Source organism: Acidaminococcus sp. AM33-14BH (assembly GCF_003603525.1).
Classification (GTDB): Bacteria; Bacillota; Negativicutes; order Acidaminococcales; family Acidaminococcaceae; genus Acidaminococcus; species Acidaminococcus intestini.
This window is the reverse complement of sequence record NZ_QTNG01000016.1, coordinates 22,983-33,721: the sequence shown is the minus strand read 5'-3', so window position 1 is coordinate 33,721 and position 10,739 is coordinate 22,983. Positions and strand designations below refer to the sequence as shown.

The following is a 10,739-nucleotide window of genomic DNA, read 5'->3' as shown; positions in this document are numbered from 1 at the left end:
TCTCCAGGAGTGCATAGACACTTTAGCACCCCAAAATTTGACAAAGAACCCAATTTTGGGCATAAAAAAAGACATCGCCCAAGCGATGACTCAATATTCCGTATAAAAAATGGTGCCGGGGACCGGAATCGAACCGGTACGGAGATTACTCTCCGAGGGATTTTAAGTCCCTTGCGTCTGCCAGTTCCGCCACCTCGGCAGATTTGAACATCCATTAAAAAAATTGGAGGCGACACCCAGAATCGAACTGGGGATAAAGGTTTTGCAGACCTCTGCCTTACCGCTTGGCTATGTCGCCAACAATTTGGAGCGGAAAACGAGATTCGAACTCGCGACCCCCACCTTGGCAAGGTGATGCTCTACCACTGAGCTACTTCCGCATAAAAAGTGGTGCCTCAGCGCAGAATCGAACTGCGGACACAGGGATTTTCAGTCCCTTGCTCTACCAACTGAGCTACCGAGGCATTGGCGACCCAGGACGGACTCGAACCGACGATCTCCGCCGTGACAGGGCGGCATTCTAACCAACTGAACTACTGGGCCGTATCAGTGTCTTTCGCAACTGACTTGTTTAGTATACAGTAAAACGCCTAATGTGTCAACAAACTTTTTTATTTTTTTCAAAAAGCAGGGAAAGGCCCTTCCTCGTATGGCAGCGGTACGACTTTCACAGGCGACGCGCCAGTCCTACCGTCCCGTTTGCGCTGATCAATGCCGCATCCTGCCACAAAGGTGCTCACGAGGAGGCTCAAAAAAATCAGGGCCATAATCATTCGTTTCATCCCGGTCTCCTTTTTTACATCGTTAGCCTTCCCCTCCGATCCCCTTTCATCAATGCCACAAGGTTTTCTGCCGCCTCCTGTTTGAGCTTTACGAAGGATTCTTCCGTTGCATAGGAAATATGGGGCGTTACGATAATCTGAGGCACACCATAAAGGGGACTTTCGGCAGTAAAAGGTTCGTTTTCCACCACATCAAGGAGCGCGCCTGCAATCGTTCCTTTCTTTACAGCCCCGGCAAGGGCCTTTTCATCCAGAAGACTCCCCCGGCTTGTATTGATGAGATAACTGCCTTTTTTCATAAGGGACAGGACGCGCGCATCGACAATATGCCGGGTATCCGGTGACGCCGCCAGATGAAGGCTCACAAGGTCACCGTTAATAAAGGCCTCTTCCAAGGTCACGGGAATGACGCCGTCTTCCTGCATCTGTTTACTTTTATCGCTGCGATTATAGGCTAGGACGGTCATGCCCATGGCTTTGGCCTTTAGGGCTGTCCTGCGCCCAATATGACCATATCCCGCAATGGCGAGGGTAAGACCTGAAAGGCGGTGCGGTAGGGCGGGAATGGCGCGCACGCCCCACGGGGACTTTTCATTGTGCTTGAGGAACAAAGGCAGGCGGCGCACAAGAAAAAGCGTGCCCATGATGACATATTCTGCAATATCCTCAGATGAGTAAGCGGTCACATTGCGCACGCCAATACCTCGCTTTTGGGCAGCGTCAAGGTCCACGGCTTCATAGCCCGTTCCATAGAGGGAAATGGCTTTAAGGCGGGGCATCTTGCTAAAGACCTCGTCACCAAGGGGTACGTTTACCTGAGCAAGGAGCCCATCCACTGTGCTGCCAAATTCCTCAAGGTCATGCCAAAAATCATAGCAAGAGCGGCGGAACATAACGCCGGGAAAGGCTTTTGTAAGAAGGGATATCTCCACATCGTACGCATTCCATTCCTCATCGATGATCCAAATGACCATGACCGCCGCCCTCCTTTCTTATGCAAAAAATTCCGTGACTAAATCTTCCAATGCCTTCTGATCGCTGGCACCCATTGTTTCACGGGCCGAATGCATGGCAAGGAGCGCCACGCCAAGGTCCATGGTGCGGATCGGTGTAATGGCAGAAGCCATGGAACCAAGGGTGCTGCCGCCTTTGATATCACTGCGGTTGACATAAAGTTGGTAAGGAATATTTTTTCTATCACAAAGTCCCTTAATCACGGCAACCGCCTCCGCATCACCTGCATAGGACTGACTGCATGCCTGTTTGAGAGCCAATCCCCTGCCAAGGACGGGCCGATTTGTGATATCACATTTATCAACATAATTAGGATGGAAAGCGTGGGCCACATCAATGCTCAGCATAAACCCCTTTGCCATATCCTCAAAAAGAGCCTCTTCCGTAAGGTCAAGAGTTTTATAGATACGGTGCAGGGTATTATGAAGGACAAGGGAATTGGCCCCCTGCTTAGTCGTGCTCCCTACCTCTTCGTTGTCAAAAAGACCGATGAGGGCGACACCCTCTTCTGCTTTGCCATTTACAATGCCTTCGAGGCATGCCTTGCAGCTTGTGAGGTTATCCAGACGCGGAGATGACACAAAATCATCATGTAACCCAAAGGTACAGCCATCTTCTGTCGGGTAAGCCGAAAGATCAAAGGAAAGAATATCCTTTTCACAGCATCCGAGCTCTTTTGCAAGGAACTTTTCAAAGAACGCGCTCTCTTTTTCGTCTTCCCCGATAAGGGCTGCAAGGGGTAGGATATCCTTTTGCTTATTCCATTTATAACCATCATTCACTTCCCGATTCATGTGGATGGCAAGACTGGCCATGGTAAGAAGGGGCCGTCCAAAATCAACAAAATGGGTCTTTGGCTGGAAGGGATCTTCTGTCCGTGTCACGATCTTACCGGCAAGGGAAAGGGGCCGATCCATCCAGGTGCTCACAATCATACCGCCATAGCCTTCAATATTGAGCGTGCCATACCCATGGGTCCGTACTTCGGGGGCAGGTTTCAGACGAAAAGAGGGAAAATCCGTATGGGCCGCCGCAAGCTTTAGGCCCCGCGTTCCTTTTTTCCCTGTTCTGAACGCAAGGAGACAGGAATCAAAAACGGTGACAAAATATTTGCCATTGGGTTTCAGCTTCCAATCCTTTTCTTCCTTAAGTTCCGTAAAGCCTGATTTTTCAAGAATAGCCTTGCTGGAAAGGACCGTATGATAGGGAGACGGGCTGGTCTTGATGAAAGAAAGTAGGGATTTGATGGTTTGTTTCATGGGAAATTTCCTCCTTGGTTCTTGCATTGATTTCTGGCACAATGTCTCTTGTTACAGTGTACTTGATTTACGGAGTTTCCTCAATAGGGTTTAGTGATTTACGCAGCGCAGAACCGTCTTTCTGCATTAGAATTACTCAGTTCCCGACTTTATTTAAGAAGCCGCTGGACCTATCTTCGTTAGAGGACCCCCATCATCACGAATTGACTTTTCTTGTAGCAATTTGCAAAATTTTCTGTTAAGATGAGTGTAATTTCATATGGTTCCCCCATTTCTACTCTCATTCCACTAGGAGGTATTCGCAATGAATCAACCCACATCCAGCAAGAACAAAATCCTTACCTGGCAAGCCCTAGGTCTCATGACCTTTTCCTCAGTCTGGGGCTTTGGCAACATCGTCAATGGCTACGCCAATCAGGGACTCAAGGCCGTCGTCAGTTGGATCATCATGTTCACCATCTACTTCATTCCCTACACACTCATGGTCGGTGAAATGGGGTCTACCTTCAAAGACAGCCAAGGCGGCGTCTCTTCTTGGATTCGGTCCACGTCGAGCGCTAAATTGGCTTATTTTGCTGGCTGGACCTACTGGATCTGCCACATGCCCTACTTAGCACAAAAACCACAAAGTATGCTCGTTGCCTTGGGCTGGGCCATTTTTCGCAATGGATCGCTGACAAAAATGATGTCGCCCTTGGTGCTTCAATCCATTGCTCTCATCCTCTTTTTCTTCTTTTTATGGTATGCCTCTCGGGGCATCCGCTCCTTGAAGCACATTGGCGCCCTGGCAGGGTCCACAAAGGTCATCATGTCCTTTCTTTACATCCTTCTGGCCCTCGCGGCTCCCTATATTACAGAAGCCAAGACCTTTACCTATCGCCTTGATATGGAAACCCTCATGCCCACCTTCGACTTTGACTATATGACAACCCTTGCCATCCTCGTCTTTGCTGTTGGCGGCTGCGAGCGTCTTTCCCCTTACATCAATAACCTCAAGAACCCAAGCCGTGAATATCCTCGTTCCATGATTTTCATGACCATCATGGTCTGTGTCACGGCTATTTTGGGCACCTTTGCCATGGGGCTCATGTTTGACCCCCAGAATGTTCCCAAGGACCTCATGATGAATGGTTCCTATTACTGCTTTGCAAAACTTGGCGAATACTACGGCGTCGGTCAAACCTTTGTCGTTATTTTTGCTCTCTGCACCCTCATTGGACAAGCTTCAACCTTAGCCGTTTCCATCGACGCGCCCATCAAGATCCTCCTTGCTGACGTTGATGAAAAGTTCGTTCCTGAACGCTTCCGCAAAATCAACAGCCGTGGAGTTCCTGTTACAGGCTATCAACTGACTGCGCTGCTTGTGGGCATCCTCATCATCGTGCCCGCCCTCGGTATTGGCGATATGACAAGTCTCTACAACTGGCTCATGCGTCTAAATGCCGTATGCATGCCCCTGCGTTACCTCTGGGTCTTTTATGCTTATATGATGCTCAAAAAAAATCAGGATCGCTTCCAATCTGACTATCATTTTGTCAAAAGCGCAGCCCTTGGAAAAATGGCCGGCGCTTGGTGCTTCTTCTTTACGGCCTATGCCTGCTTCATGGGCATGTTCCCTCGCGGCGTGGCAGCCTATTCTCCGGCCTGGACCTTCCAATTTACCCTGAACATCTTGACTCCCCTTGTACTTTTTGGCATTGGCGTCATCCTCCCCTACCTTGCCAAAAAGGAACGGGAAAGACGGGCACAATAACTTTTACGGGGGAACCAAGGAAAGCATCCCATAGGGACGCTTTCCTTCCAATCAGCAACTAAAAAAGGGACTGAGAAAAATGAAGATTGCATTTTTCTCAGTCCCTTTTTGTATTACATCAATAGGCCAGCAGGAAGGAACGGAAGAATTCCACGCTCGCCGGCAGGGCGTCCACAGGAATGTGTTCATTGACCTGATGGGCAGCACCCCACCGATTATCATGGACATGGCCCGTAAATAAAAGGACCGTATCGGTTATAGGCTTATAGTAGCGCGTATCCGTAGCTCCCAGCATGAGAAATGGAATGGCAAGGAGTTCATTGCCATAGACGGCATGAAGGATCTTTGTAAGAAGACGATAGGAATCGCTGTCAGGCGTCGAGGCAGGTACAGGATCCTTGCCAGAAATATGGCGGATCTTGACGCCTTCCGGCAGGAACCCTTGGAGACGTCTTTCGACCGATTCCACTGTATCGCCCTGCAGGATGCGGACACTAAGTCCCACAGCGGCATGACTGGGCAGTACATTAGGCTGGGTACTTGCCTGGGCCATGGTAAACGCTACCGTCGTATGAAGCATGGCATCAAGGGCAGGATCTTCCTGCGCAAGAGTACAGAGGGCTTCAAAATGCCCTTTCGGATCAGCGTAAATGCTGCGTACCGGTTCTTCCTTTAAGGGAGCCGTCGCTGCGAGCTGTGCTTCTACAAGCGGCGTCAAGCGATAGGGAAACGGATGGGCTTCAATGGCAACCACCGCCTTTGCGACAGCGCCCAGGGCCGTGCCATTGCCTGGCTTGCTCGAATGCCCGCCCTTGCGGTCACAGTAGATTTCGTAGTTGACGGCCGCTTTTTCGCCAAGACCGATATGAGCGGCAAGACGGCCGCCAGCTTCCGGGAAAAGTCCGCCCCCTTCATCAAGGATGGTACCAATATGGACACCCTTTTCCGCTAAATGGTCCACGAGGCGCTGGGCTCCGTCCACATCATTTTCAAGATACACTTCCTCACTGTAGCCCAAAGACAGGTAGAGGTCGTAATCAGGCCGGAAGCCTTCGGCAAAAAGGGATTCCAAGGCTTCCAATTCACTAAGGACCAAATGTTTGCAGTCCGTCGTGCCCCGGCCATAGACCGAGCCATCAAGGAGAAGACCTGAAAACGGATCATGACTCCATTGGCTGCGGTCCCCAATCTCCACCACATCCTGATGGCTCATGAGAAGAAGCGGCTTTTTTGCGGTCTCCTTGGGATGATAATGAAACTGGAGACCAGCCCGGCCCACGCGGTCCACTTCCATCACTTCATAGACATGGGGATAAAGCGTTTCAAAGAGCTTGTGGAGTTTTTCAAATTCAGACCAATCGACTTTGTTAACGTCGGAATTTGAGACCGTCTTCATTTGGATCATTTGGGAAAGATGGTCGGCAAGGATTTCTTTTGTTGGTACGGTCATCTTGGCAGCTCCTTTCAATGATTACCACGCAGGAACAAGGGCTCCTTTGGCTTTTTCGTTGATATAGTTCTTAACGGCATCTGTTTGGAAGATCTTGACAAATTTCACATAGGTGGGATTATCCTTATCTTCTTCACGGGCAGCAATGATATTGACATAAGGACTCGTATTGTCTTCCTTGGCAATAGCAAGGTTCGGGTCAAGTTTGGCTGAATTGGCGTAGCCGGCATTGATGACAGACGCTGCCGTATCATCCAGGCTGCGCGGCAGCTGGGCCGCTTCCAGTTCAAGGATCTGCAGGTGTTTCGGATTGTCCGTAATGTCGTTGACCGTCAGATCGGAGGCCTTGACGCCGTCTTTGACTTTGATAAGGCCAAGCTTGCTCAGCATCAGGATGGCACGGCCGCCATTTGAAGGGTCATTTGGAATCGCAATCTTATCGCCATCTTTCAGTTCCTTGATATCCTTGATCTTGGTCGAATATAGTTTCAAAGGAGCCAAGTAGGTCTTGCCAATGGAGACCAGCTTCGTGCCGTTTTTCTTGTTGAAGGCATCAAGGAAAGGACCATGCTGAAAAGAGTTCAGGTCGATTTCCTTTTGGGCAAGTGCCTGGTCCGGTGTTACATAATCAGAAAAGACCTTCAGCTCCACATCAAGGCCCTGTTTTTTGGCTTCGTCCTTGACAAACTCCATGATTTCTTCCGAGTAACCCGGCGTAATGCCTACAACGATCTTTTTCTTTTCTTCCGGCGCCTTTTCCGTCTTCTTTTCGCCGCCGCACCCAGCTAGGAGTGCAGCCGCTGCAAAGACCGCCAGAGTCCCTGCCGTCAGTTTTTTGAGGTTCATTGTGCATCTCTCCTTTTTTCCTCTCCATCGACAAGCAGTAAAAAAGCGCCATCTATACAGATGACGCTGACCTTCGTTTGAACGCTCATCTGCCAAGCCGCATGGCCTGTTGGAATTAGCACCTTCCCATTCGGGGGTTGCCGCAGCTTCATAGGGCCAAATCCCTCTGCTGCTCTCGATGAAGGGTTGTTAACGGGTATGAGTTTACATTTTTGACGAACAATTGTCAAGAAATTCCTATTTCCGTAGTATAATTTCTTATTTTTTCTCTCTTTTTGTATGTTTTGATACAACAGCATCGAAGTTTTTCTGTAAAAAGAGGATTATTGTGCGGAAAACCCTGCCTCCATCAGCAGGGTCCTTGCCTTTTCATAGTCTTTTTCAGGCACATCGATATAGTAGAAATTGCGGTCGATCTTGCCTTGGGGACCAAAATCCCGGATATCAAGCTTGGCTCCGCAGCCGCAGATGGGGGCCTCACCGGGAAGCTCCGTTACGGAAAGCTTCAGGCCCGCCTCTTTAAGAAGGGCTTGGGCTCTTTTCCATTCCTCTTTTTTGCCACGTTCCTTATAGATGAGTTTTTCTCTAACAAAAAGTCCCATGACACGCGTCTCCCTTCCCCCTATTCATAATCAAATAAACCGTCATTTTTTTCTTCCAGCGCCTTGATTACATGGTAGGCAAAAGCATTATAGGGCGTGGGGATGCCAAGGGCTTCTCCCATTTCCACCATACGGCCGCACAGCATATCAATTTCTGTATGGCGGTGGTGATCCAGATCCTGCAGCGTAGAATGGCGCACGGCAGGGCTCTCGCTCTTGGTATAGCCCGCACCCTTGCCATTTTTCCCCGGTTCCAGGATAGCCGTATGAAGACTGATTCCCTTGGCTTTTGCCACGAGGACAACCTCTTCTTCAAGCCGTTCCTTCAAAAAACGCACGTGTTCGGAATCAGCATAGGCCCCGGTTCCGCAGCCTACAATCGCTTGAGGGATATTTTGGCCAATATTGAAGAGGAACTTGGCCCAAATATCACTTTCGATGGTGCGGCTCATATGGGTCAAGAGCGGAGTCCGTGCGAAAAAGGCCTTCAGGGCTTCAAGCTGTACCTCATCCCGTTGTGACAGGGGCGCAGGTTTTCCATAGTAAAGTCCCCGGATACCTTGAGGTTCCTTGAAAGTCACTTGATCGATTCCCTCTTTTCCTCGCTCCCGATGGGAAGCAATACGAAGAAGAGCCGGGACAATATGACCTTTTCCTACGGCCGCTTCCAAAACGGCCTCACTGTCCACCCCATTCATGAGGCTTATGATCATGGTACGCGAATCGGTAAGAGCGGTTACGGCCGGTAAAATGGCAGAAAGCGCCCCATATTTGACGGTCACAAAAATAAGGTCTACAGGGCCCGTTTCTTCCGCTCCTTGTACCATGGGGCGGAAAGGCTCCCCATTGATGACAAGTCCTTTTTCACGAAGCCTTTCTCCCCGCTGTCCATCCGCGATGACAGTAAAAGATAGGTCAGCCAGCCTGCTAAGCCCCCAGATAAGATAACTTCCAATGGCGCCAGCTCCAATCAGTGCCACTTTCTTGATTTCCATAGGTCAGTCTCCTTTGATCGATAAGGGGGACACCGATGAGGGGGTCCGCCGCAATGGATTCATCTCTTATCCTCATTATACAGAAAGATAGGGAAAAAAGAAAAGGACAGTCCCCTATACCCAGTCAACATTACGGTGAATTTTTCTTTTTCCAGATATTCTGAACGGAAATTTCCCGCGCTTGCCATGGGGCAACCTAAACGACCATCAAATAGACTGCTGTCACCCTTAAAAAAGCAGGCTAAGACCAATTGGACAGGGGACAAAGTGGTCTATGCATAAAAAAGTCTCCATCTGAACTCATGCAATCAGATGGAGATCCATTTTTTATTCTTGTGCTGCAGGGGATTCTTTTTCTGCTTCCGGAACAGCAGCTTTTTCTTGTTCTGTTACAAGGGGGGCCGCTTCTTTCTGGATGTTCACCAAGCGGGCGACCACTACATCAACAGAATCAACATAAAAATCGGTAAGGGCAGCCACTTCTTTTACAATGGCCTGACGCAGGTTTTCCACGACTTCGGGGATATTGGATCCATATTCAACAGCCACTTTTAGTTCAAAACTGACATGACCCTTCGTAACGGTCCCGTTTTCGTCAACGGTGGTATCACTTTTACGGACGGAAATTTGGGGAACCATCTTGTCCGTAACCCGTTTAGCCAGGGAAAAAAGGGAGCTACCTTCATTTAACGAGAGGGTCACATGCCCAAGGTCCTGGGCAGCAGCACGAACAATATCGACAAACACTTCGTCACTGATGATGGTTTTTCCTTGGATCATCAAAATCCCTCCTTTTGGCTGCGCATCTTTCAGCGAAATTCCACTTTCAGATGCTGACGATCTACAAGTTTATGATAGCGATAGCGCGGATAGCCTACGAGCAGGCAGCCAACCCCCACTTGTTTTGTTGGAATCTGGAGCAGTTCCCGCAGCGGCGCATAATCGGCCCGAAGGCAGGTTTCAATAAAGCCCATGATGGTCGTGCCAAGTCCCAAGGTCGGTGCGTACAATTCCGCATAAGCAAGGGACTGCTCACTGTTGCTGGGGCCTGTCACATTAAGGCGGCGAGCCAAAACAAAGATGAGCTGACGGGCGTTGCGTCCGATGATATCAATGCCTCGTTCACGGTACACATGAAGGACTTTTATGAAATACCGCTTTTGTGGGGATTTATTGTCAATCTGTTCCTGCATCCAGTCAGCCACACAGTCCGTAATTTTCTTGATCAGGTCCCGATCCTGAATAACAAGGTAATACATGCCCTGGGAATTGGCAGCCGTCGGAGCAAACCGGGCTGCTTCAAGAAGCTGACGGATCTTTTCTTCCGGTACCAATTCATCGCGAAAATTCCGGATGCTCCGGCGTTGACGGAGAAATTCCAGCGCCGTATCCGGGTCCAGCATGGGACGGGTGATGGGATTCATCTCAGCCTTCGGGCAGCGGGAATTGTCAAGGGCCCCCGTGGGGCACACAGCGACGCAGTGACCGCAGGACATACAGGACAGGTCATTGATACAGACCGGGCCTTCGGTATCCATTTCCAGGATACAACTCGGGCAGACCTTTGCGCACGTGCCGCACCGCGTACATTTTTCTTTATCGATTGTGATTATTCCTGCCACCTATACACACCTCAAAACTTTTTCAGTACATATCCAAAAAAAGCCGGACAACCGTCCGGCCTATTCTTTAATTGGCTCCCCGAGTAAGACTCGAACTTACAACAACTCGATTAACAGTCGAGTGCTCTACCATTGAGCTATCGGGGAATGTCTTATCAACGTTGTTTAGTATAAGGGATTGGGGCTTTCTTGTCAAGCCTTTTTGCAAATTCTTTTTTGGGCAGTGCCGTAGGAACTCGCACCTCATCCGTTAACCCCAGGAAGTCAAGGCCTCTGGAGAAAATGATAGAATATAAGGCTTTTATCATTTTAACCCTTACTATGTATTGTTAATTTTATTATATCTTTATATTATTTTGCACTCATATAATATTGATTATATGAATTCAGACAAAACGACTTTCTTTTTACTTAAA

10 protein-coding genes, 6 tRNA genes and 1 riboswitch are annotated in these 10,739 nt (G+C 49.2%); of the genes, 1 reads left to right on the top strand and 15 read right to left on the bottom strand.

Features of this window, described 5'->3' with window-relative positions; translation table 11 throughout:
• Window positions 1-110 precede the first annotated feature (110 nt).
• The 8 genes from DW817_RS10005 to DW817_RS09975 form a co-directional block, all read right to left on the bottom strand.
• Window positions 111-199 (bottom strand) — tRNA-Leu (locus DW817_RS10005).
• Window positions 200-224: 25 nt separating this feature from the next.
• Window positions 225-298: transfer RNA gene (locus DW817_RS10000), tRNA-Cys, on the bottom strand.
• Window positions 299-305: 7 nt separating this feature from the next.
• Window positions 306-380 (bottom strand) — tRNA-Gly (locus tag DW817_RS09995).
• 8 nt (window positions 381-388) lie between these two features.
• Window positions 389-464, bottom strand: a tRNA-Phe gene (locus DW817_RS09990).
• Window positions 465-466: 2 nt separating this feature from the next.
• Window positions 467-543, bottom strand: a tRNA-Asp gene (locus tag DW817_RS09985).
• A gap of 77 nt (window positions 544-620) precedes the next feature.
• A complete protein-coding gene (locus DW817_RS10645) occupies window positions 621-782 on the bottom strand; it encodes a hypothetical protein (RefSeq protein WP_014128337.1) in 162 nt (53 codons plus the stop codon).
• 14 nt (window positions 783-796) lie between these two features.
• On the bottom strand, window positions 797-1,756 hold the full coding sequence (locus DW817_RS09980) for a C-terminal binding protein (protein WP_009014796.1): 960 nt from the start codon (window positions 1,754-1,756) through the stop codon (window positions 797-799).
• Window positions 1,757-1,774: 18 nt separating this feature from the next.
• A complete protein-coding gene (locus DW817_RS09975; RefSeq protein ID WP_014128336.1) occupies window positions 1,775-3,055 on the bottom strand; it encodes a M18 family aminopeptidase in 1,281 nt (426 codons plus the stop codon).
• Between the two features lie 304 nt (window positions 3,056-3,359).
• Between DW817_RS09975 and DW817_RS09970 the strand changes: the two genes are divergently transcribed.
• Window positions 3,360-4,808 (top strand): APC family permease, encoded by a 1,449-nt coding sequence (locus DW817_RS09970; RefSeq protein WP_021736991.1) that lies wholly within the window; start codon window positions 3,360-3,362, stop codon window positions 4,806-4,808.
• Between the two features lie 118 nt (window positions 4,809-4,926).
• Here DW817_RS09970 and DW817_RS09965 read toward each other — a convergent pair whose 3' ends face one another.
• From DW817_RS09965 to DW817_RS09935, 7 genes are all read right to left on the bottom strand, one after another.
• Window positions 4,927-6,258 (bottom strand): M20/M25/M40 family metallo-hydrolase, encoded by a 1,332-nt coding sequence (locus DW817_RS09965; RefSeq protein ID WP_021736989.1) that lies wholly within the window; start codon window positions 6,256-6,258, stop codon window positions 4,927-4,929.
• A 21-nt stretch (window positions 6,259-6,279) separates the two neighbouring features.
• Window positions 6,280-7,104: a MetQ/NlpA family ABC transporter substrate-binding protein gene (locus DW817_RS09960; RefSeq protein ID WP_014128335.1), complete on the bottom strand. Its 825-nt coding sequence runs from the start codon at window positions 7,102-7,104 to the stop codon at window positions 6,280-6,282.
• 82 nt (window positions 7,105-7,186) lie between these two features.
• Window positions 7,187-7,289, bottom strand: a riboswitch (SAM riboswitch).
• A 138-nt stretch (window positions 7,290-7,427) separates the two neighbouring features.
• On the bottom strand, window positions 7,428-7,706 hold the full coding sequence (locus DW817_RS09955) for a hypothetical protein (protein ID WP_009014801.1): 279 nt from the start codon (window positions 7,704-7,706) through the stop codon (window positions 7,428-7,430).
• 20 nt (window positions 7,707-7,726) lie between these two features.
• Complete coding sequence (locus DW817_RS09950; protein WP_120112340.1) at window positions 7,727-8,701, bottom strand: ketopantoate reductase family protein; 975 nt, start codon at window positions 8,699-8,701, stop codon at window positions 7,727-7,729.
• A 327-nt stretch (window positions 8,702-9,028) separates the two neighbouring features.
• Window positions 9,029-9,481, bottom strand: coding sequence for an Asp23/Gls24 family envelope stress response protein (locus tag DW817_RS09945; protein ID WP_009014803.1), 453 nt, complete (start codon window positions 9,479-9,481; stop codon window positions 9,029-9,031).
• A gap of 29 nt (window positions 9,482-9,510) precedes the next feature.
• The gene (locus DW817_RS09940) at window positions 9,511-10,323 is read right to left on the bottom strand and encodes a nitroreductase family protein (protein ID WP_021736938.1); all 813 of its coding nucleotides are present in this window, start codon (window positions 10,321-10,323) and stop codon (window positions 9,511-9,513) included.
• A 72-nt stretch (window positions 10,324-10,395) separates the two neighbouring features.
• Window positions 10,396-10,470: transfer RNA gene (locus DW817_RS09935), tRNA-Asn, on the bottom strand.
• Window positions 10,471-10,739: the final 269 nt, after the last annotated feature.

Bases quoted from the DNA above. Each gene is read 5' to 3' on its own strand.
- DW817_RS09950 (WP_120112340.1), bottom strand. From the start codon at position 8,701: ATGGAAATCAAGAAAGTGGCACTGATTGGAGCTGGCGCCATTGGAAGT.
- DW817_RS09960 (WP_014128335.1), bottom strand. From the start codon at position 7,104: ATGAACCTCAAAAAACTGACGGCAGGGACTCTGGCGGTCTTTGCAGCG.
- DW817_RS09980 (WP_009014796.1), bottom strand. From the start codon at position 1,756: ATGGTCATTTGGATCATCGATGAGGAATGGAATGCGTACGATGTGGAG.
- DW817_RS10645 (WP_014128337.1), bottom strand. From the start codon at position 782: ATGAAACGAATGATTATGGCCCTGATTTTTTTGAGCCTCCTCGTGAGC.
- DW817_RS09975 (WP_014128336.1), bottom strand. From the start codon at position 3,055: ATGAAACAAACCATCAAATCCCTACTTTCTTTCATCAAGACCAGCCCG.
- DW817_RS09955 (WP_009014801.1), bottom strand. From the start codon at position 7,706: ATGGGACTTTTTGTTAGAGAAAAACTCATCTATAAGGAACGTGGCAAA.
- DW817_RS09965 (WP_021736989.1), bottom strand. From the start codon at position 6,258: ATGACCGTACCAACAAAAGAAATCCTTGCCGACCATCTTTCCCAAATG.
- DW817_RS09945 (WP_009014803.1), bottom strand. From the start codon at position 9,481: ATGATCCAAGGAAAAACCATCATCAGTGACGAAGTGTTTGTCGATATT.
- DW817_RS09970 (WP_021736991.1), top strand. From the start codon at position 3,360: ATGAATCAACCCACATCCAGCAAGAACAAAATCCTTACCTGGCAAGCC.